Here is a 21,677-nt window from a genome sequence, read left to right on the forward strand (position 1 = left end):
TCCTGCAGCAATTCCGGTTAGGCAATCGACGATGAGCGGCGCATCCACGAGCGGAACCGATCACCAGCATCAAGCGGACTCCCTGCGTTCCAGATGGGGTTGGTTTTTGGCGCTGGGCATCGGCCTGGCGTCGGCTGGAGTGCTGGCCGTCGCGTTGCCCGTGGTTTCCACATTCGCTGCAAGCGTTGTCCTTGGAATCGTCCTTTCGCTCGCGGGCATTGTGAAGATGGTTCAATCCCTGCGAGTCAAGGAGTGGAGCGGATTCATCTGGCAAGAGCTCACGGGCGCGGTCGAGTTGGTCGGCGGCATCCTAATATACTTCAATCCCTTCAAGGGCGCTCTCGCGATCACGCTTCTGATCGCCTTGGTATTTCTGGTACAGGGCATCCTGCAAGTCGCCCTCGCGTTCCGGGTGCGCGATCAAGATGGTTGGCATTGGTTCGGAGTATCGGGCCTGGTCGCCCTTGCCGCCAGTGCGACGCTCGCATTGAAGTTGCCCTACACCAGCATTTACACACCAGGTACGGTCGCTGGCATTTCCCTCCTTGTCGCCGGCGGCGCCTACATTGCCATTGCGCTGACGATGCGTAGAGCCCGGTCATGAAGGCGCCGTGCGAAACGTCCGAGCGACATCGTCCAGCCGCGAGGCGGCGATGGATCAGTCGCGCTTCTTGGGCATGCTTGATGGCTGCTTGCCTGGGCGGCGCCGGACCACCTTTCATCAGTTCGATTTCATTCGCCCAGCAGCCTGGCGGAAGACAGGCGCCGCCGCCCGCTGTCGTCGTCGAGAAGATCGAGGTTCAGCAGGTCAGCACTCCCGTGCAGTTTACCGGTCGCGTGGAAGCGATAGAGGCAGTCGACATCCGGGCGCGTGTCACAGGCTTTCTGCACTCCGTCGATTTCAACGGTGGACAAGCGGTAAAGGCTGGGGAAACGCTGTTCGAGATTGAGCCGGATCAACTCAATGTCCTGGTCGCGTCGGCACGGGCGCAGGTGGCGCGTGCTGAGGCAACACGAATATCGGCCGAACGGAGCCTGGCGCGCAACCAGGATCTGTTCGCCCGAAGAACGATCTCACAGGCCGCTCTGGACGAGGTCCAGGCGGCATTCGATGTCGCTGCCGCGGACGTGCAGGTTGCTCAGGCGTCCCTGGCTACCGCCGAACTCAACCTGTCCTATGCTCGTATCACGGCCCCGATCTCCGGCAACATCGGCCGCGCGACGTTCACGACGGGCAATCTGGTCGGATCGGATTCCGGTTCGCTGGCACGCATAGTCGGTCTGGACACGGTCCGCGTGGCTTTCGCAGTGACCGAAGGGTTGCTTGTGACGATCCGGCAGCAGGAGGCGAGTGGCAGCAACGTCGATCCGAGCACGTTGAAGCTTTCGCTGCGTCTTGCCAACGGGACGGACTACGACACGCCTGGTCGAATCGAATTTATCGAGAACGAGATCGACCCGCAGACCGGGACGGTCGCGGCCCGCGCAGTTTTCCCCAATCCTCGCCATATCCTTCTGCCCGGACAGTTCGTCACCCTCTACGTGCGGGAGAAAGACGCGCCCCGCTTGCCGATAGTACCTCAGACAGCGGTGCTGCAGGATCGCGAGGGGCGCTTCGTCTATCTGCTCGGCAAGAGCAACACCGTCTCGCAACGGCGCATCGACACGGGCGCACGCGTTGACAATGGCTGGGCGGTCACCATTGGCCTCAGCGGCGGCGAGCAGGTTGTCGTCCAGGGAATCCAGCGTCTTGTCGAAGGCATGACGGTTCAGCCGAGCCAAGGCCAGCCCGTTGGCGATGGCCCATGATCTCCGATCTCTTCATCACCCGGACCCGGCTGGCGATCGTCTTGTCGATCGTCATTTCGATTGCAGGCGCGATCGCCATTTTTTCGCTGCCGGTGCAGCAGTATCCAGAGATCACGCCGCCCACCGTCAGCGTCTCGGCCATCTATCCCGGCGCGAGCGCGGAAGTAATAGCCGATGTCGTCGGTGGGCCTCTGGAGACGGCCATCAATGGCGTCCCCAACATGATGTACATGTCGTCGACAAGTTCGAATGCCGGGCAATATTCGCTGTCCGTGACGTTTGAAGTCGGCACAGATCCAGACATTGCGCAGGTCAATGTGCAGAACAGGGCGCAACTGGCGATTTCTCAATTGCCGGCCGCGGTCACCCAGCAAGGCGTGTCGGTGCGGTCGAGATCGCCCGATTTCGTGCTCGGCATCGCCTTCTATTCTCCGGACAGCAAGCTCGACGTGCTGCAGATCACCAATTTCACCTCGACAACGATCGCCGATGCGCTCTCGCGTGTCACCGGTGTCGGTGAGGCTTCCGTCGTCGGCGCGTCCGAATACTCGATGCGCATATGGATGGATCCGGCACGCATGGATGCGCTCGGCATAACGGCCGATGACGTGGCCACCGCCATTCAGCGGCAGAACATCCAGGCCTCGCTTGGCCAGGCCGGGGCTCCACCGGCACGGGAAGGCACCGAGCTGCAATATACGCTTGTGGCCCGCGGCCGCCTCATGAGCACGGATGAATTCGGGGCCATCGTCGTGCGCACCGGCGAGGCCGGAGCGATCGTACGGCTGCACGACATCGCCCGCATCGAACTCGGCGCGCGCAATTATTCATCGAGCGCGAGCTTCGCCGGGCATGACACGGCGATGCTTCAGATAAACCAGGCACCGGGAGCCAACGCCATCCAGACCGCCAACGCCGTGCTCGCCGAACTCCAGCGTCTTGCGCCCACGTTTCCGCCCGGCCTCCAGTACCAGGTCGTCTACGACGCGACACGGTTCGTCCGTACGAGCCTCTCGCTCATCGTACGGATCCTCGGCGAGGCTTTCTTGATCGTGCTCGTCGTCACCTACCTGTTCTTGCAGGACTGGCGGGCTACCCTGGTCTCGGCGCTGGCCATGCCCGTCGCAATGCTGGGCGCCATCGCCATCCTGCTGGCGTTCGGATATTCGATAAACTCGATCTCGCTGCTAGCCTTGGTGCTGGCGATCGGACTGGTCGCCGACGACGCCATCCTTGTCGTCGAGAACGTCAAGCATGTCATGGAGGAAGACCCCGCGGTCGAAACTGCTGCGGCCGCGCGCAAGGCGATGGGGCAGATCACGGGGCCGATCATTTCCACCACGCTCGTCCTCCTCGCCGTGGTGATCCCGACAGCTTTCCTATCCGGCATAAGCGGGCAGCTTTACCGTCAGTTCGCGGTCACCTTGTCGGCGGCACTGGTTATCTCGTCCGTAGTCGGCCTCACGCTCAGCCCGGCGCTCAGCGCGATCCTGCTGAGGCGCGGCCAGAGCGGATACCGGCGCGGTCCGCTTGGTTGGTTCGCCCGCTTCATGAACGCGACGCGTGTCGGCTATGGTCGGCTGGTCGGTTTCCTGGTGCGCCTGTGGATCATACCTCTCGCCGCGCTTGCCGCCTGCTTCCTGGGCGCCTTCCTGCTGTTCAGCAGTCTTCCCGCTACCTTCCTCCCAGACGAGGACCAGGGCGCTCTGTTTGTCGACATCCAGCTTCCGAACGCCGCCTCGCTCGATCGCACGAGGGCGATTGTCGGCGAGGTTCAAAGGACTCTGTCGGCAACGAAAGGCGTCGAAAACGTCATTTCGGTCGCGGGCTTCAGCATCGTGCAGGGGACACAATCTCCCAACGGTGCGATGGTGGTTGCGGCGCTGGATCCTTGGGATCAGCGCAACACGCCGGATCTGCGGCTGGACGCCATCCTGGCAAGATTGCGCGCGCAGTTCTCAACCATTCCGGGCGCCAATGTTGCAGTCTTTTCGCCACCGGCCATTTCCGGCATCGGGGCTGTCGGCGGCCTCGATCTGCGCCTCCAGGCTTTGCAGGGCCAGCCGCCGGAGGAGATCGCGGCGGTGGTCCGTGCATTCGTTTCGGAGATCAACCAGGCGCCGGAAATCGGCGGTGTGGCGACTACCTTCAGCGCCGATGTGCCGCAGATTTATGTCGATGTCGACCGGACCCGCGCCGAAGCGCTTGGAGTGAGCGTGTCCGACATCTATTCGACGATCGGCGCCAGCTTTGGGTCGCGTTACGTGAACGATTTCACGCTGCAGGGGCGAGTCTTCCAGGTCAACCTGCAGGCTGACGCCGAGCATCGCGGGGACGCCGCGGATATCCTCAATCTCCATGTTCGCAGCCGGGCGGGCGCGATGGTGCCGCTAAGGGCGGTGGTATCGACCAGCACGGTGCTCGCGCCCTTCGTGATCTCCCGCTACAACCTCTCGGTAGCGGCACAGATCAACGGCCAAGTCGCGCCAGGCGGCAGTTCCGGAGCGGCGATGGACGCCATCGAACGTGTCGCGGCCCAGGCGCTGCCGGCCGGCTATGGCTACGAGTGGTCCGGCCTGTCGTTCCAGGAACGGCGCAGCGCCGGACAGGAGACGATGATCTTCGGACTGGCCTTCCTGTTCGCCTATCTGTTCTTGGTAGCACAGTACGAAAGCTGGATGCTTCCGATCGCCGTAATTCTGTCCCTTGGAGCCGCCTTGTTCGGCGCCACGGGGGCGCTCATGCTTTTCGGACTGCAAAACAGTCTTTATGTGCAGATCGCCATCGTGCTGCTCATCGGGCTGGCGTCGAAGAACGCCATACTGATCGTCGAATTCGCCAAGGAACGCCGCGAGGAGGGGCAACCGATCGCCGAAGCGGCAAGACTTGGCGCCGAGCAGCGCTTCCGTGCCGTGATGATGACGGCTCTCTCTTTCATTCTGGGCATTATTCCACTGGCGGTGTCCACCGGCGCCGGAGCCGGCGCGCGCCAGGCGGTGGGTGTCACAATCTTTGGCGGCATGCTGGCCGCAACGACGATCGGCCTTTTCATCATCCCGGCCTTATTCGCGGCGATCCAGCATATTGCGGAGTGGGCCACTGTACGGCCGAAGGTAGGGATCGCCACCAATGCGGGAGTCCAGCAATCGGAGAGGAAGCCATGACTGCCTATGAGAATGGAACCGCATCGACTTTGCCACCCACATCGGTTCGTCTTCTCCTTGGCCTCGTGCTCATTGTCGGGGGCATATTCGTCTTGAGTGACGTAGCGCTGGCTACCGTGATCAGCGCCATTGTCATTGGTGTTACGGCCATCGTCGTGGGTGCGTTCGAGATGATGCACGCCTTCTGGATGAAGGGATGGGGCGGCTTCATATGGCAATTCCTCCTCGGCATCCTGTATATTGTTTTTGGTGCCATGGTGGTGAGGCAGCCTGTGTCAGGCGCCCTTGTCCTGACCTACATCCTCGGACTGCTGCTTGTGGCCTCGGGCATCGTGCGCCTCTTTGTCGGCTTCAGGCACTGGAGCGACGTCGGCTGGGCGATGGTTCTGTCCGGAACATTCGGATTTCTGGCTGGACTTGTTGTCCTGACTGGTTGGCCCACGACCGGCCTTTGGGTGCTTGGATTCTTGCTGGGTATCGACCTCATTTCGCATGGCATTGCCTGGCTGACAAACGGCTGGGTATCTGCGGCCAAGACAGCGTGAATTCTCGCGACGGCCGGGCTCGCGGATTTGATCGCTGCGCGGTGCTGCGTTGCGGGCCGCGGAACGGTCCGTCAATACAGATGGTGTTTGCATTGTTCGATGGGATTGGATCGGGGTTGCCCGATTTCAGCCGATATCGACCACGCCGGTCATTGCGCCTGGAGCCGAAGAAGCAGCTGGCTCAGACGCTCGGACGGGGCAGCGGCCTGCACCTCGTTCATATGCCATTTCGATGGTCCGTTTTTGACACCAGCTCTCACCTCGCTCGGGCAGTATCCGAACTCGCGTCTAAAAGCCCGGCTGAATTCAGCGCCATCACCGAAGCCGTGTTCGTCAGCAATGTCGAGAATTCGACGGCGGTCGTTCGGATCAGCGAGCGCTGCATGGGCCGCCAGGAGCCGCCGATGCTGGATGTAGTGCACGATCCCTCCGGAAGCCTCGAACAGTCGGTAGAGACGTGAACGCGATATCCCGAGTCCGCGTGTCAGACGCTCGGTGCCGAGATCCGGTTCAAACAGATGAAGTTGCACGAATCGACGGGCGCGCTCGAGCAAGGTGGCGGAAATCGGATCATGGGCTTCAGCGAGATGGTCAGAGCATGGCGCGATGCAACCCTGTAGCATCGCCCTGGTCGCACCGAGCAAGCCAGGAAGATCGCCAACATTAATCGTAGGAAGCCTCTGGGCGAGGCTAGCCAGATAGTCGGCAAGCAGCGTCCCCATGCCTCCACCAAGCACGGTGAACTCGGCCATGTCGAGACCCCACCCCATGTCACGGCAGAAGTCGCGGGGTACGAAGAGCAACAGCATTTCGCTGTCTGTAACGCTTCCCTCGAAGACACGGCCAAGCGAATGCACCTGCACCGATCCGGCCTCTCCGTCGAAAGACCTGGATGGAGTGGTCGTTTGCGATCTGCCGTCCCGGATAAGGGTCACCAACCAATGATCGATGGGGTCTCGGCGAATGTGACCCGCCAGGCTGGAAAAATCCAAGCCATTGGTGCTGATCTGAGCCAAGGCAAGATCGCCTAGATCCCAGAGAAGCTGCGTGCCGGCGAAACCAGCCGCAGTATCGCTCGGCTCGACAAAGTCGAGCATAGTCGCGAAGTTCTGGCGCCATGCCGCAAACTGGTCCCTCGGAGGCAACTCCCTAGTCGAGAATTCAAAGCAGGGAACCGGAACGGGTTCCGGGACAACCGGACGCAGATCATTCTTGGGGGCGACCGCTGTTGCTTGAGGCGACGGTTCGGCGAAGTGGACAGGAAGGGCCCTCGCTGCGTTAGCGGTCACAATCGGACTCCTAACGGGCGCAAGCCCTGACGGGGCTAGATTTCCCGCTCAGGGTCTTCAACAACCAGTCCACAACGTCGGCACGCCGAAAGCAAAGATGCATTAGAGATGCGTTATAGACACTCGTCTTCGCGCAGCCGGCGACTGTTAGCAAGAGCACTCTCATCAGAGATATCCTTCAATGACAAGAATATCTCCCCGCACAATGCCAATTTAAACCGATTTTTCCCGTTTTACAAGGTCGTTGGATTTCGACGCCCCCGCTTGGCCATGAAGCATAGTTAATACAGCTAAGAAGCACCAAATCTTTCGACAGGACCTCCGGACAGCAGCGCAGCAATCCAGTGTGTCGAGTGTTGGTGCATGCAATATGTGACTACAACAATCAGAATTGGGACGCCGATGAAAGCCCCGGGCAGACCCCATAAAAAGCTCCAGAAGAAGATGGCAAACATCACGGCAAAAGGCGAGATCGCCAGCGATGCGCCGGTCAGGAATGGCTCCAGATAACTGCCGATAACGAACTGAATGGCGTTCAGGCCGAGGAACACAATCAGGGCCAGCTGCCACGACCCGGACTGCGCGACGGCGAACAAGGTCGGAAAGATTGTAGCCACCAACGGTCCGACGAACGGAATATAGTTCAGCGCAAAAGCGATCGCCGCCCAAGCGCTTGCGAGTTCGAGCCCGGCAGCCAAGGCAAACCCCCACACGACCACGCCCGTCAGCACGCATGCGATGCTGCGCACCACCATGAAACGGCGGACCTTGGCGCCAATTTCGCGGCCGATATGCAAGAGCATCTCGCCTTGAGGTTGAGCCGAACTCAGGCGAAGACGACGCTGGAAATCGTCGGCTTCGAGCAGGCCAAGCATGACAAAGATGAAGGTCAATATGGCAAAGCCGGCCATGCTGTTCAGCCGATTGAGAAGGCCTTGTGTCAAGCCGATCAGCCAGGTCAGATTGAAATGCTCTTCAAGCGGACCAACGATTGCGATGCCATGGCTCTCCAGCCAGACCGCCCAGTGCGTGTATATCGCCTGAAGCCGCCCGGTATTGTAGAACAGCCATTGCGACAGTTCGCCGAGTCCCCAGACGACGGCGGATCCAACGATTACGATCACTGCAACCGTGAGCAACAGCGTGATCAGCATCGCCGCCAGCTTCGCAATCCGCCTTTGCAAAGCCATTTGAACGGGCAAGACCAGCGCGAGAACGAACATTGAGAATGCAACTGGCATAAAGATTGATTTGGCGAAATACAACAATGCGAGGACGAGGATGCCGGTTGCAACAGGATGAATCGCCCCGCGACCACTCGTTTCTGTCATTTCTGCCTTGTCGTCTATCGAGCGCAACGGTCGCAATCTCCGGAACGGAATTGTTCACGGTCGAGAAAGAAGCCTAGCTCAAATTCCTGCCGGAAGCCTCAACGGCAGCGGCCGGCATGGACTGGCCGAAAACCATCCGCACGGGCCACGCAAGCGTTGGAGAAGGTGCGCAGGCGCCCACTCCTGCTCGCACAAACCGGAGCAAGCTCTCGAGTACAGGCTATCGGTTGGGGCGGCCGAGATATGCGACACTGGCCATTGCTCACCACCTGGAATCCTTGGGCGCGAGCCATGCACGCGTTGCCAAATGTCTGCAGCCTTTCACCTCGTCGACCGCAAACAGGTGCATGCTGGAAGGTGCAGGCCTGAGGTCGCGGGGGAACAGGACGAGGATGATCGACGATGACAGTGCATGCCGCCAACAATGCAGCGACCAGCAAGCACGTGCTCGGGTGAGCAAACAGGCATTGCACCTGCTTCACCTCACTTCTCCTTCGGACCGCCCTCGACGCCGGGCTCCGCCTACGGCAAATGCAATGCACGCGGTAAGGATGAGGCCGCCTAACAATCCTGCAATGCCAACCCCGACAAGGATTGCCGGGGTAAGGACGCCAACGCCTTGCGCCGCGGCGTCCACCGCGCCTTCCACCTTTCCGACAACACGGGCGACGCCTGGCAGCTGTCCGGCCAGCCAGGTCAGAGCCAGTCCGCCGATCGCGCCCGTCAAGGCATCGGCTTTTGCGCCCAGACGAAGACCCGTCCATCGCCCCAGGGCGAGGCCGGCCGCTGCACCACAGATGACCTCTATAGCGAGTACGACAGCAGTCTCGAATGTGCCCATCGTTCTGTCCACGTTGCTAGGCGATCGGCTCACGCGATTCCTGAGCGGCGTTGAACCTTATGCGGCTTTGGACGCCTGACTAAGCGCCTCACGAAGGATCTGCTCCTTCGTCTCGTCCAGCGATGTCTTGAGTACGACGCCACCAAATCCCTTGATTGCGCTCAGCACCTTGTCGGCGGTCATTCCGTGGACGAGCACGAACAGTGCAGCATTTCCCGGCTGCAAGGTGGCCGATAGATCTTTCATGAAAGCATCGTTTATTCCTACGTCGGTCAGTGCGCCGCCAAGCGCGCCGGAAGCGGCGCCAATCGCCACACCGATGACGGGATTGAGGAAAATGACACCGATGAGCAACCCCCAGAAGCTACCGGACACGGCCCCAGTGACGGTGGTGTTCATGATCTGGCTGAGCTTTACGTTGCCAGCTTCCGTCTTGGTCGCGATCACGGCGTCGCCGATGTTGATGAGGTATTCCTTCTGCAATGCAAAGAGGCGCTGGCGCACCTCTTCAGCCTTGGCTTCGGAGGGGTAGACTATGACGACCAGGTCGGACATGGGGCCTCCACTGCGAAATTCGATGGGATCGAGATGCGCTCATGAGATTACGGGATGCCATTTTAGGTCTCTACCAAAGCGAAGAAATTAGCCGGGAATCCCACGCCTTTGCGGTCCGTCCCTTTTTGACTGCAGCCCAAGACGTCAGAATGGCTTCGACTGGCGCCGGATCGCCGCAGGCAGTTACTTCATCTCAACGGTACGCAGCTGTCATCCGGAGGTCTGCATGAAGCGGCATTGGCCGATCGGGCTGTGGCGAAGGGGGAGAGCGCATTCGGAATTCGAACAAGGAACAGAGTACCCCTGGGTGACATCAGAAGATGGAAGTGGGTTTCATGTCCTGTTCTCCTGGGCCAAACAGGTCATGCGTCGCCCCGCGAGCGCTACGGCGGAGCAAGATACGAAACGCGCTCACCTGCATGGCGCCTCGAAGATTCGCCCGTGCCGATCCCGGTATCGACAATATCCGCGACGGTCGGCCGCCGCCCCGATCAAGGTACCCGCGACGGCCCCGATTGCACCGCCAACGACCGCATTTCGCACGTCATTACCGCCAGCTGCCGTTCCGAGCGCGGCGCCGCCAACCCCCCCGATCACAGCACCTTTTTCGGCGTTGGTGCAGCCTGCCAAACCTGAGGCGACTGCAAGCGCAAGAGCCAATTTCCTCATAATGGTCTCCTCATAGCTACCTGGCAATCTTCAGCGATGGCGCACCCGGATGGGGCGGAAAGCGCAGTGCGTTAGATCGTCTTCATTCGCAGCTGTCAGCCTTTCATGAGTGCCCAAACGAACCCGGCCAGCACAATCAGGACAACACCTCCGAGCAGCCCTGCTATTCCCGCTCCGATCAACATGGTCGGCGTCAGGCCATCGGCGTGGTGGCCGATGAGGGGCCCAACACCTGCGATCCGGGCGGAGGGCCATACGAAAAGCAGACCGCCAATGCCGCCGATTATGCCGTCGGCTGTCCGGCCAAGGCTGAAACTTGGCACCCAGCGGCCGAGCGCAATTCCGCTTGCAGCGCCGCAGACAAACTCAATGACCATGGTTGCGACGGCCGGCATGGCTACGCGTCCAGGAATTTAGAGAGCTCCACCATAGAACCCCACAATGCCGATTCTAGCGGACGAGCGAGGTCTTGAGGCCGCGCCGCCATATTTTCTGATCTTCATCAGGATTTTCGCAGTCATGATGAGGACGATGGTCGAGTTGCTGCACACCTTATCCGAGCGGGCGCGCGAAGAAATTAGCTGAGAATCCCGTGGTTGAGCCCTACGTCTCTTTGTGGGGCGGCAACAGGTCACTGCCTTTCATAAAGGCATCGCGCATGAGTTGCCGAGTATGGAGGGCGTGGATCCGGGCTGGAGGGTGCGGCCGGAACTCCAGGGCGGGAAGCTTCCGCAGTCCTCTGCCATCGACGAACTCGAGCGTTTGATCGCGGTTTACCATCCCGGGCGCTAAAGGACGGCCAATAGGCAAAGTCGCTAGCGTGACGGTTTCGCATGATCGCCCATCACCAACAAAACGAGAATCCGTTCAAAACACCCTATGGGTAGGATCATCAACCCGGTATCACTCGAACGATCGACTGTCAGGGATGTGCTACTGGCGGTCATCCGACGAGGTGCCAGCCCCAGGTCTGAATGCGCAGCCTTTGCCCGCGATTTGCCGGCCTCGCCCGCATAACCCAAAGCTTATCTTGGGAGGAGCGGGCTCAGCAAGTGACGAGCTCGGTGTGGCCAAAGCCTTTGGAGTAATCGAGCACTGAGATAACCGTGGGCATCACGCGAAATATGCGCACCTGCTCCGGCGTCGGCATCGGGCCCGGCAACGAAACTTGCTCCGGATACTTCAGCGGCAGCATCCGCAGGACCTTTTCCGCTTCGGCCCGGTCCACCACCGGCTGCGCACGCGCCGCCATAGAAAGTCCGGTGATGTCCATCACCTGTGGCGCGTCGTGATCGATGGTCAAGGACACGCGATCGTCGCGCGCCAGATTCGCAGCCTTCTGGCTTTCCAGACCGCAGAGAAAGTAAAGGGTAAGGCCTTCGTTCACGTAGCCGACTGTCGTCGCCTGCGGCCAGCCGTCCGGCCTCAGCGTTGCAACCGTCATGATCCGATGCTGATCCAACAACGTTTCGATCTTGTTTCTGCTCTCTTCGTCCATCTGCTGTCTCCAAAATCATTGCTGACCGTGACCATGGTAGGGGCCGTAGACCGTCTCGCATTGACGCACATCAACACAGTGGCGGGCAAACGCGCCTCGGTCGCGTTAGCTGACGGAACGAAAGGCAAATCAGTTGTACCCGTTCTGCGGGAAAGGTTCGTTTCCTTGGCTATGCTGAATGTCAGCATTTCGCAGCGCCAAGCGGACTTGGCCGGCGTGCGCAAAGCGCCGGAGGGGATTGTCGAGTTGCGGCCAGGGACGGCGAGATCCACTCCGCGTCGACCCATCACTGGTTCGCAGCCGGCTCGGCACCGGCGGAAAAGAGGAAACAATCCCAGGCTCTTAAGTTACCACCGAAAGGCTCGCCGGCTGCAACACGCCGGGGAACGGGCCGATCCTGGCGCGATGCCCGGACTGGAAGAGGTTGCTGTGGAGGTTGGCGATCCACTGCTTGCCTTCCGTCGTTAGCTCCAGATAGCGGATCGCGTCGCCGATATAGGGCTCGACCTGCAGCGTGAAGAAATCGGTGAAGATGGCGCCGAGATCGGCGGCGGTCTTGCAGCCGAGCTTTTCCACCATTCCGATCTCAGAGAACTCGGCAAACAGCGCCGGCAGCTTGCGGTGGTAGAAGGGGTCAGCGAGCTGGCCGATCAGGTCTGCCGCCCTGACCAGCGCCGGCTCGGTGTTGGTGACCTGGTAGGCCGGATCGTTCGGCACCGGAAAGCGCGTCATCTCGATCGCCGCGACAATGCGCTCCTCATTGACGAACTTCGAGGAAGCAAAACGTTGGCGCGCATAGATTTTGGCGCGCTCGATATGGTAGGGCGCAAGCACCGCGTCGGAGGCGCCGCGCGGTGGCGTAAAGAAGTCGCCGGCCTCGTTAATGACGAAGCTGTCCTCGGTGTCGCCCTGGCACACGCCGTGGACCATGCCGATGTCGTGGACAAGCAACGCGCAGGTATAATGCAGCCAGTCATCGGGGGTCAGGGATTCCGAAAGCAGCCGGCCGCGGATGATCTGCTGGCCAGCAAGCGTAACCATCAGCGTGTGCTCGATGTTGTGATAGAGGGCGTTCGAATTGCCGATGCGCTCCAGGACAAGGCGGGCCGCTCCACCTATGTAGCTCGCATATTCCGGATTGCGATGCGAGAAATACTGGAGATAGAGGTCTGACAGATAGTCGCCGAGCCGGTCGGCCATGATGGAGATTGGATTGAGCATGACAATCGTTCCTGACCGCTTTGAAGCATGACAAGTCGCGCCGGGCGGCGGCCATCCTAGCACAGTTCCCAGATATTATCTTAGGACCGAGGCCACCGAGGCAGCTGCGACTACCGAATGTCGCTGCGGTCGCCCTCGCCACTCACGAAACCGTGGCCGCTGTCGGTGCTGCACAGATCGACGGTACACGATCACAGTCTGGGACTGCACACCAGAGGTACGGTCAAGCCGTCGGTACCGCGCCGCGCCGCTCGAGCGCGGTCTTGCGGATGATTTCCGCGATCTCCGGGCTGCTGCTGCACAGCATCTGGAAATCCACCGCGTGCAGCGAAAGGAGCGAGACCACCGTTGCAGCGCTGACGGTCGCCGAACGCGGTTCGCCGCTGATCAGCGCCATCTCGCCGAAGAAGGCGCCAGGGCCAAGCTCTACCGGGTTCGGCGTCGCGACGCTGACGCGCCCCTCAACGACGAAGAACATCCGATCGCCGGGCTCGCCAATGCGGCAGATCACGGCGCCCGCCGGCACCATGCGAGGTCTCAACGCGCGCACGATCTCGACCAGCACGGCTGGGCCGAGCTTCTGAAACAACGGCACGGTGGCGACCAATTGCCAATTACGGAGGAAATCCCCGCGACGGACTTCTTGATAGAAGCCGGTGGCAAGAATGCCGGCCCAGAGCCCGAAGATGCCGATGCCACTCATCATGACCATCCCGGCAAGGACGCGGCCGGCGAAGCTTTGCGGAATTTCGTCGCCATAGCCGGTAGTGGATAGCGTGACCACCGCCCACCACATTGCCTGGGGGATGCTGCCGAACTTTTCCGGTTGGATGTCGCGCTCGATGACATAGGCGGCGAGCGCGACAGCGAACAGAACGACGCCGAAGAGCGTGGTGACGCCGATCAGGTTGCGCGCTTCGTTGGCCAGCACCCTGCCCAGCACCGGGAAGAAAGTCGAGTCGCGCAGCGGTTTCAGCAGCCAGACAGCACAGTAGAGGCTCCGGTCGGGCGTGCCGACAAGCAGAAATGCGGCGAGTGGAACCAAAACCGCGAGCACATCAATGGCGATTGCCGGCGTCCTGTCCCGAACGTCTCCCGCCCGGCGCTTGAGCAGCGTCGCGGCCAGTTGCAGGAGATAGGCGCCCCAGATGACTGCGAGCACGACAGCCAGAGCCAGTCTGCTTCGTCCGGACATGACCGGTATCGTGAGCGCAGCCACCGCCAAAAGCCCAGGCGCAGCCAGAACCGCGTTGAGCGGCGCGTAGATTCTTAAGAAAGGCAGTACCGACATTCTATGCCCACGAGCCGCTTCTACCTCCAGAATAGAATGCCTTCAAGGCAAGCGCAAAGGTGCTTGCTGGCGTTGCGATGTGCGTCACTAGCGGTGAACCCAGATGTCCGGGATTGCTTCGTGACCGGACAGACAGGCCGCAAACCGACGAGAATGACCCGATCCGGACAATTGCAATAGGTTCAGCGAAGGCTCGGCGAGAAATACTCATATTCGATAGTCCAAGTTAGTCGTCACTGCATCGCTATTGAAAACAATAGGTCACGGAAAACGGGTCACAGAGACGGGTCGCGATTACTCGGGAGAAACAGAGACCGGCTGGGCGACCAAGCCCAACTGATCAGAGACGGTCCAGCCTATCTTACGGATAAGTCGAGCGAATTTCGAGCTACCTAGCATAGTCCAGTTTTGCCGTGACTGAGTGGTGAAGGCGGCAGTCTCGCGCTAACCAGTCTCCGCCTGAATTCCCCGAAAACTGGAAAGCAGCGAATTCGCTCGCAACAAGGCTTTGCTTCGAATGCATCGATCGCGATAGGCGCGGATCGCGGCATGAACGGACATTCGAGCAGTGGTTTGCCAGTTTGCCCTTGTGCGAACGCCGGTATTCTTCCTCTGGTCGGCGAAAGGCTGCTTGCGACACGGGGAAACTGCTAAGGTATGCTTCCGAAGGAAGCGGGGCAACCGAGTATGGAACGACGCCTGACCGCAATATTGGCCGCCGACGTGGTCGGCTATTCCAGGCTGATGGGGCTTGACGAAGCCGGGACGCTGTCGGCGCTCAAGACGCATCGGCGCGAGATGGCCGACGGCAAGATCGCCGAACACCAGGGCCGCATCGTCAAGCTCACGGGCGACGGCATGCTGGTCGAGTTCCCTAGCGTGGTGAACGCAGTGGCGTGCGCCGCTGACATCCAGCGCCGGATGCACGAGCGCAATGTCGACGTGCCGGAGGAGCGCCGCATTGAGTTCCGTATCGGCGTCCATCTCGGTGACATCATCTTCGAGGACAACGACATCTATGGCGACGGCGTCAATATCGCGGCGCGCATCGAAAGCATCGCCAAGCCCGGCGGCGTCGCGGTGTCCGGCTCGGTCCGCGACAATGTCGGCAACCGGCTCGATCTCTCCTTTGAGGACACCGGCGAGCAGACGCTGAAGAACATCGACCGGCCGGTTCGAGTCTACAATGTCGACCTCTTCGCCGGCGCGGCGTCGCCCAAGCCGGCGCCGGCGAAGGAAAAACCGTCGATTGCTGTGCTGCCGTTCAACAACATGAGCGGCGACCCGGAGCAGGAATACTTCTCCGACGGCATCACCGAGGACATCATCACCGACCTGTCGAAGATCTCCGGCCTGTCGGTGATCGCCCGCAATTCGGTGTTCACCTACAAGGGCAAGTCCGTCGACGTGCAGGAGGTCAGCCGGCGCTTCAATGTCGCAACGGTGCTTGAAGGCAGCGTCCGCAAGGCCGGCCAGCGCGTGCGCATCACCGCGCAGCTGATCGACGGCAAGGACAGCACGCATCTGTGGGCCGATCGTTACGACCGCGACCTGACGGACATCTTCGCGATTCAGGACGAGATCACCAAAACGATCGTCGACCAGCTCAAGGTCAGGCTGCTGCCGGAAGAAAAGAAGGCGATCGAGGCGTCTCCGACCGAGAGTGTCGAGGCTTACACCTACTATCTGAGAGGCCGTGAGTTTTTCCACCGCGGCACAAAGCTGAACTACCGGCTCGCCAGACGGATGTTCACGATGGCGATCGAGCTCGACCCTCTCTATGCGCGCGCCTATGCCGGCAGCGCCGATTGCGACTCCTTCCTGTTCCTCGACTACAGCGAGGAGGTGTCGCTCGACGGCATACTGGCCAACGCCGCCAAGGCGCTCGAGATCGAAAGCGGACTGGCCGAAGCGCATGCGTCGCGCGGACTGGCCCTCTCGATCGGCCAGCTGTACGACGAAGCGGATCGAGAATTCGAGCAGGCGATCGCGGGCAACCCCAACCTGTTCGAAACCCACTATTTCTACGCCCGCAGCTGTTATGCGCGGGGAAAGCTCGAAAAGGCCGCCGTCCACTGGGAGCGCGCCGCCGAGATAGACCCCAACGACTACCAATCCCTGCTTTTGCTGATTCAGATCTATCGCACGTTGGGACGGCATGAGGAACAAAGGGAGACGGCTCGCAGGGGTGTTGAACGAGCCGAGCGCGAGTTTGCAAGGAATCCGGAAAATCCCCGGCCTGCGTACCTCGGCGCCAACGCGCTCGCCGGACTTGGCGAGTTCGATCGGGCGAAGGAGTGGGCCGCGCGCGCTTTCGCGATCGACCCCGACGATGTCCTGACCCAATACAACCTTGCCTGCTTCCACTGCTTCCTCGGTGATTTCGACCGGACGTTCGACATGCTCGAGAGCGTGATGCCGCGCGCCAACCACGAGATGAAAGCGTGGGTTCTGCAAGACTCGGATTTTGACCCGCTGCACAGCCTTCCGCGCTGGCAGACGGTGCTGGAGCTTGCGAGATAGCAATGGAACGACGCCCGACCGCAATATTGGCCGCCGACGTGGTCGGCTGTTCCAGGCTGATGGGGCTTGACGAAGCCGGCACGCTGTTGGCGCTCAAGACGCATCGGCGCGAGATGGCCGACGGCAAAGATCGCCGAACACCAGAGCCGCATCGTCAAGCTCACGGGCGACGGCATGCTGGTCGAGTTCCCGACCGTGGTGAATGCAGTGGCGTGCGCCGCTGACATCCAGCGCCGGATGCATGAGCGCAATGTCGAGGTGCCGGAGGAGCGCCGCATCGGCGGGCAATCCTCCCGTCGCAAGCACCCACTGCGATGCGATTAATAAAGCAGGTCTTTCGACCGGCGTGGGCAGCCGATTGCACCCGTGCATAGAGTTTGTTGACACGATGGAACACAGTGGCATTGCCACGAGTGGAACGACGGCCTTACAAACGCCTGACGACGAATTCTCAGGAGGGCAGGCGCTACCATGAGTGGCTGGTTGCATACTCTTCCACTCGCTTGGATGGCTCTCGTCGTGTTCGGGGCCACCTATATCGTCGCGTTCATCTTGCACCAAGGCATCGCCGCTCTTTCTGTGGGCTCCACGGCGCGGTCATTCAAGGCGCTTTCGCCTGGCATGTTGCCGCCGCTCGGTATCATCTTTGGCCTGTTTGTGGCGTTCACCGCGGCTCAGGTCTGGAGCGACAACGATCACGCCAATGCGGCAGTCAATCGCGAGGCCAGTGCATTGCGGTCGGTCGTGGTTCTGGCGAGCAGCTTTCCCGGGGAGCCCGAGGCGCGCTTACTGACGCTGGTGCGCAGCTATATCGAGGAAACGACGAGCCAGGAGTGGCCGCTGATGGCCGAGAGCGCGGCGACCCTCACCATAATCCCGCCGGCGCTTAACGAGGCGCTGCGGACGACGCTGGCTTTGACGCCAAGCAATCCCGGCCAGGAGATCGCGCAGCGCGAGATTACGAGGTGGCTTGAGGACGCCTTTGAGGCGCGTCGCCAACGGATTCTCGTCAGCTCCGCACAAGTCAACCCCACGAAGTGGGCCTGCCTGATCCTGCAAGCCTTCTGTGCTCTTCTCGCGATCGCGGTCGTTCATAGTGATAACCGAATGGCATCGGCGATCGCTCTTGGAAGTTTTGCGACCGGCGTGGCGGCATCCGTTCTCTTGATTCTCGCCCACGATCGGCCCTTCACGGGAGAGATCGCAGTGTCGCCGCAGCCGTTGCTGCAAGTTATGCCGGAAGCCAAAGCGGGCGGCGGCGGATGATACAGGTAGGAGTGCAGAGACGGGTAAATTCCCACTCCGGTGTGGCGCCGGTGACCATGACTGTTTTCGGGATCATTTTGACAGTCCGCGACGGGATCGCCTCGCGGCACTGAGGAAGCTGAATGCCAATGTCGGCAATTGGCGCAATCAAGACGTCCAGCCCTGTCGCTGGCCACGTCTGCTTTCAGGCAGCGGTTAAGCCAATCTCTTCGGCCGACATGAGGCGCAAAACAGCCATGCCGCCGTCGCCTTGTGAGACTCTGATTTGGTGACAAGCAAAACAGCAGCCCCTACGACTCGTCCCTCTCATCGCGCAAATTAGACACAACGCGGCGGTTCTGCGACCTGCAGGCGGCGTCGGGGCAATCGCGGACGAGCCTGTCCTTGCCGTAGCCCTTGGCCCACATGCGGTTGCGGTCTATGCCGCCGGCGGCGAGGTAGTCCATCACCGCATCGGCGCGCTGCTGCGACAGCGCAGTTTCGCTCGCGCCGGGATCGTCGGCGAAACCCTGCAGCTTGAGCAGCCAGCGCGGATGCTTTGCTAACCAGGCGATCTGGGTGTCGAGGGTGGCCTTGGCGACCGAATCGAGCGCGGCTGAACCTTGCGTGAAATAGATGCGGCGGCCGACATTGAGGATAAAATCCTCCTCGCTGCCCGGCTGCACGTTCTGGAAGCCGGCAACCTCGGCGTTGGTGATGTCGGGCGTGGGAGGGGCCAGCGTGTTGCTGGTCGAGCAGGATGCGGCCAGCACCAGCAGGCTGGCGGCGAGCAGCCGGCGCGTGTTTTCAATCATGCGGCTCATGAGGCGCCAATCATTCGACAGTGGTGGAAGCGGGCGCCTGGTCGGCGATGTGTGGCAGGACCTCCACCGCGGTGCCGATCGGACACCGCTGGTAGAGGTCGATGATGTCTTCCGGGAACATGCGGATGCAGCCGCTGGAAGCGTCGGTGCCGATGCTCCATGGCTCCAGCGTGCCATGCAGGCGGTAGCCGATGTCAGCGCCGTCGCGGTACAGATAGAGCGCGCGCGGCCCGAGCGGATTGTTGGACGCGCCGCCTGCGATCATGGGCGGTAGGTCCGGCCTGCGCTTACGCATTTCGGGGGGCGGGACCCATTGCGGCCACAGCGCGCGGCGGTCGATGGTCGCGCGGCCGTACCATTTGAAGCCGTCCTTGCCGACGCCGACGCCGTAGCGGATGGCGGTCTTGTTTTCCATGATGAGGTAGAGGAAGTGGTGGCGGGTATCGACCACGACGGTGCCGACCGGCTCGCTGCTGAAATACTTGACGATCTGGCGATGCCATCTCTTGTCGATCTTGGCGAAGTTGGTCTTGCGATAGACAAAATTGTTGTCGCTGGCGGTACCGGCGAAAAAGGATTTTGCCGTCGCGGCTTGAACAATATTGCCGGTTGCACCGACCGCGACCAGCGCCAGGCCGCCGAGCACGACACCCCTGCGTGATAAAACCATCGGCAATCCCCCATGCCTTAAGCCTTGCGGACCATAGTTGAGAATTATTTCGCCTCAAAGTGGAAAATGCTGCAGTTAGCTGCAAGCTGTCAGTCCGCTATTTGATCGGAACTGCCAATAAGCTGCCGCTCCAAAATGAATCACGGCATCATCGGGCCGAAACTTGAAAACGGTCCCGCGACCGTGTTGGCAGGCAATCTCAAAGGGTTGTCGCTGCTTTGTATAGGGCAGCCTTGCAGTTCAGGGTCTCTGATCTAGGATACATCAGACGCCTCTGCAGCCTCCGAACATCTGATCTGTGAGGTTTGCGCCGACCCACGCGCGGAGGTGGTTGAAGCGCTTCGCTGGGCGCGTGCGTTGCATGCTGGTCCTGTCGGCGGACGCGGGTCTCCCGATCCATTTCGCTGGCGGCGTTTCAGCCCTGAGCACGCGCGCCGGCCAGACCTGCGCAGCGCTCGCGGATGCGATGATCAACGGCCTGTCGCAGGATCGCATTCGCCGTTTGTCCCTACTCTCTCCTTACCTGTCGGAGGCGCTTCCGGCTGATTGGATGAAAGGAATCCCCACCGAGGCGCGTCTGTTTGAGCCGGAGCACTGGGCGCGAAGTCTGGAGACACTCTCCGCTACCGATGGTCTTCCGATCGCGACGATCGTTATGCCGGTGCTTTATGACCTCGTGGACGGCGCCAAAGCTGCGGTCAAACTCGGAACGTTGCTCCTGCGCGGCAGCAGCCTGGAGCTCCAACAGCTGCAGCGGCGGCGTTCGTCAGCCGACGTTTTTCTTCCGGATTCCGAAGGGGCATCGCCCGGCGGATGATTGTATCGGGAACGCTTTCTCAACCGGCAACGAACGGAGGCCGCAACCCCGGACTCACGTGCCCGGTATGAACCAGCCCAAATTCCGGATCTCATTGCTGATAAAGTTGCCCACCCGTTTCCCCCGGTTACGCAGGATGCGCAGCAACCCGCTATCCACAAAATACGTCAGCAGGATGCTGTCCCGTGTTGTCACTTCCGGCCCCACTATGTCCGCCGAGTGCCACGTGTCCTTGTCTACCGCGAAAGCATAGCCCGTGTTCGGCGCGAAACGCATCTGCATCTTCTTCGCCAGCCCGCCGCCCGGCAGCTCCTCGTGAAAGATCGTCCCGATGTTGGTGTGCGCCTCGTCTGGTGGCAGGTAAAGCTGCACCGTGATGCCCTTCCAATGTGTATCCGTGTGCGGCGGAATTTCGTAGCCCGGAATGTCACGCGTTAGGATGGGAATTGGAAACATGCCCACCTCGGCCAAGCCGGGCCCGAACCGTCGCCCCATCGCCGGTGCCAGCCGGCGACGGAAAGCGTTCTTCACCGGCTCGGAACAAAGCGCCTTGCCAACCACGTTCCACACCGTCCGCTTTGCCGACGGCAGATGTCGGATGTTTTCCGGAAAAAGATCAATCTTCACCCGCGTGGACGCACCCAACGCATCCCGCTGTTTGGACCGGCCGTGCATCGGCCGGTAATCCGCATACACCGGCAGCGCCGCCAGCATGGATTTATAAACATCCTCCGGAAAGACCCGGTCGAACTCGAGATGGTAAAATGGCCCTTCCACCGCGCGCGCCGCCTCTACGGACTTCGCTACAAATTCCGCCAGCTTTCCTGCGGTGATAGTTTGATCAACATTTGGAACACTCATATCGGCTCCTGTTGAAGCCATAGATAAAACAGCCCAAATCCGCCCACAAGCACATTTGGAAATGCCGCCGCTTGCTGCGTCGTCAGTCTTCGCCAGTCTACTGACGATGACGCCTATGGCCTTGGTTGCCGTTGTCGCCATCGTCGTTCTGAATGATAATTTGCGCGGCCTGTACGGGCGCGATGACGGCAGACGTTGCGGCGAATGCAAGCAATGAAGCGAGAATAAGGGTTTTCATGATTTCTCCATGGTGTTCCCAAGGAGGCGGTTGAGTTGTTTGCGGCTGGCGGGGCCGGTTCGCCTCGGGCTGCATCTACTGTCGGCGACTTTTTGAGTGGGGCACAGCTTTGTCGGCTGCTGAGGCGGATCATAAGCGATGTCCACTTCTGGAAGTTGGCCAACGCAGCCTGGACGACCGACATCGGCGCGAAGCGGACATTCGGGTCCGCTCCCCTCAGGGCGCGCCAGTCGCGCCCGCGGCGAAAGCCATTGACGGCGGAAAGGTGGAGGGCAAGCCGGCATCG

Annotated in this window: 19 protein-coding genes and 1 pseudogene; 8 read left to right on the plus strand and 12 right to left on the minus strand. The window is 60.9% G+C overall.

Annotated features, from left to right (window positions below):
- The first annotated feature begins 31 nt into the window (after positions 1–31).
- The 4 genes from AC1DZU_RS13720 to AC1DZU_RS13735 are packed head-to-tail and all read left to right on the plus strand — an operon-like array spanning position 32 to position 5,518.
- Positions 32–604, plus strand: a complete 573-nt coding sequence (locus AC1DZU_RS13720) for an HdeD family acid-resistance protein (RefSeq protein ID WP_477285366.1) — start codon at positions 32–34, stop codon at positions 602–604.
- Positions 601–1,809 carry an efflux RND transporter periplasmic adaptor subunit gene (locus AC1DZU_RS13725; protein WP_477285368.1) on the plus strand — a complete coding sequence of 403 codons (1,209 nt, stop codon included), beginning with the start codon at positions 601–603 and terminating at the stop codon, positions 1,807–1,809. Before AC1DZU_RS13720 ends, AC1DZU_RS13725 begins: the two co-directional genes overlap by 4 nt.
- Positions 1,806–4,973, plus strand: a complete 3,168-nt coding sequence (locus AC1DZU_RS13730; protein WP_477285370.1) for an efflux RND transporter permease subunit — start codon at positions 1,806–1,808, stop codon at positions 4,971–4,973. The genes AC1DZU_RS13725 and AC1DZU_RS13730 overlap by 4 nt, the downstream gene beginning before the upstream one ends.
- A complete protein-coding gene (locus AC1DZU_RS13735) occupies positions 4,970–5,518 on the plus strand; it encodes an HdeD family acid-resistance protein (protein ID WP_477285372.1) in 549 nt (182 codons plus the stop codon). Before AC1DZU_RS13730 ends, AC1DZU_RS13735 begins: the two co-directional genes overlap by 4 nt.
- Positions 5,519–5,667: 149 nt before the next feature.
- Here AC1DZU_RS13735 and AC1DZU_RS13740 read toward each other — a convergent pair whose 3' ends face one another.
- The 8 genes from AC1DZU_RS13740 to AC1DZU_RS13775 all read right to left on the minus strand — a co-directional run bounded on the left by AC1DZU_RS13740 (position 5,668) and on the right by AC1DZU_RS13775 (position 14,213).
- The gene (locus AC1DZU_RS13740; protein WP_477285374.1) at positions 5,668–6,615 is read right to left on the minus strand and encodes a helix-turn-helix domain-containing protein; all 948 of its coding nucleotides are present in this window, start codon (positions 6,613–6,615) and stop codon (positions 5,668–5,670) included.
- A gap of 482 nt (positions 6,616–7,097) precedes the next feature.
- Positions 7,098–8,138: an AI-2E family transporter gene (locus AC1DZU_RS13745; RefSeq protein ID WP_477285467.1), complete on the minus strand. Its 1,041-nt coding sequence runs from the start codon at positions 8,136–8,138 to the stop codon at positions 7,098–7,100.
- A gap of 898 nt (positions 8,139–9,036) precedes the next feature.
- The gene (locus tag AC1DZU_RS13750; RefSeq protein WP_477285376.1) at positions 9,037–9,534 is read right to left on the minus strand and encodes a DUF1269 domain-containing protein; all 498 of its coding nucleotides are present in this window, start codon (positions 9,532–9,534) and stop codon (positions 9,037–9,039) included.
- A 411-nt stretch (positions 9,535–9,945) separates the two neighbouring features.
- Entirely contained in the window at positions 9,946–10,203 is a 258-nt protein-coding gene (locus tag AC1DZU_RS13755; RefSeq protein ID WP_184876101.1) for a YMGG-like glycine zipper-containing protein, read from the minus strand.
- 95 nt (positions 10,204–10,298) lie between these two features.
- Entirely contained in the window at positions 10,299–10,598 is a 300-nt protein-coding gene (locus tag AC1DZU_RS13760; RefSeq protein WP_477285378.1) for a hypothetical protein, read from the minus strand.
- A gap of 650 nt (positions 10,599–11,248) precedes the next feature.
- Complete coding sequence (locus AC1DZU_RS13765) at positions 11,249–11,701, minus strand: pyridoxamine 5'-phosphate oxidase family protein (protein ID WP_477285380.1); 453 nt, start codon at positions 11,699–11,701, stop codon at positions 11,249–11,251.
- Between the two features lie 342 nt (positions 11,702–12,043).
- Complete coding sequence (locus tag AC1DZU_RS13770; RefSeq protein WP_477285382.1) at positions 12,044–12,922, minus strand: metal-dependent phosphohydrolase; 879 nt, start codon at positions 12,920–12,922, stop codon at positions 12,044–12,046.
- A gap of 223 nt (positions 12,923–13,145) precedes the next feature.
- Positions 13,146–14,213, minus strand: coding sequence for a cyclic nucleotide-gated potassium channel (locus tag AC1DZU_RS13775; protein ID WP_477285384.1), 1,068 nt, complete (start codon positions 14,211–14,213; stop codon positions 13,146–13,148).
- A 687-nt stretch (positions 14,214–14,900) separates the two neighbouring features.
- Between AC1DZU_RS13775 and AC1DZU_RS13780 the strand changes: the two genes are divergently transcribed.
- The 3 genes and pseudogenes from AC1DZU_RS13780 to AC1DZU_RS13790 all read left to right on the plus strand — a co-directional run bounded on the left by AC1DZU_RS13780 (position 14,901) and on the right by AC1DZU_RS13790 (position 18,002).
- Positions 14,901–16,736 (plus strand): TPR end-of-group domain-containing protein, encoded by a 1,836-nt coding sequence (locus AC1DZU_RS13780; protein ID WP_477285386.1) that lies wholly within the window; start codon positions 14,901–14,903, stop codon positions 16,734–16,736.
- A 2-nt stretch (positions 16,737–16,738) separates the two neighbouring features.
- Positions 16,739–17,015 (plus strand): annotated as a pseudogene (locus AC1DZU_RS13785) (adenylate/guanylate cyclase domain-containing protein); the annotation flags it as partial.
- Between the two features lie 192 nt (positions 17,016–17,207).
- Positions 17,208–18,002 carry a bestrophin-like domain gene (locus AC1DZU_RS13790; protein ID WP_477285388.1) on the plus strand — a complete coding sequence of 265 codons (795 nt, stop codon included), beginning with the start codon at positions 17,208–17,210 and terminating at the stop codon, positions 18,000–18,002.
- A 290-nt stretch (positions 18,003–18,292) separates the two neighbouring features.
- Here the strand turns inward: AC1DZU_RS13790 and AC1DZU_RS13795 are convergent, their stop codons facing one another.
- On the minus strand, positions 18,293–18,805 hold the full coding sequence (locus AC1DZU_RS13795; protein ID WP_477285390.1) for an OmpA family protein: 513 nt from the start codon (positions 18,803–18,805) through the stop codon (positions 18,293–18,295).
- 10 nt (positions 18,806–18,815) lie between these two features.
- The gene (locus AC1DZU_RS13800; RefSeq protein WP_477285392.1) at positions 18,816–19,475 is read right to left on the minus strand and encodes a L,D-transpeptidase; all 660 of its coding nucleotides are present in this window, start codon (positions 19,473–19,475) and stop codon (positions 18,816–18,818) included.
- A gap of 361 nt (positions 19,476–19,836) precedes the next feature.
- Here AC1DZU_RS13800 and AC1DZU_RS13805 point away from each other — a divergent pair, with 361 nt between their 5' ends.
- Positions 19,837–20,292 carry a hypothetical protein gene (locus tag AC1DZU_RS13805; RefSeq protein ID WP_477285394.1) on the plus strand — a complete coding sequence of 152 codons (456 nt, stop codon included), beginning with the start codon at positions 19,837–19,839 and terminating at the stop codon, positions 20,290–20,292.
- 54 nt (positions 20,293–20,346) lie between these two features.
- On the opposite strand, the gene AC1DZU_RS13810 is transcribed toward AC1DZU_RS13805, so the two are convergent.
- Together AC1DZU_RS13810 and AC1DZU_RS13815 are read right to left on the minus strand one after the other, a co-directional pair.
- Entirely contained in the window at positions 20,347–21,153 is an 807-nt protein-coding gene (locus AC1DZU_RS13810; protein WP_477285396.1) for a hypothetical protein, read from the minus strand.
- A 97-nt stretch (positions 21,154–21,250) separates the two neighbouring features.
- Positions 21,251–21,391 (minus strand): hypothetical protein, encoded by a 141-nt coding sequence (locus tag AC1DZU_RS13815; protein WP_477285398.1) that lies wholly within the window; start codon positions 21,389–21,391, stop codon positions 21,251–21,253.
- Between the last annotated feature and the right edge of the window lie 286 nt (positions 21,392–21,677).

The sequence above is a fragment of the Mesorhizobium sp. P2_A12 genome, assembly GCF_056405075.1.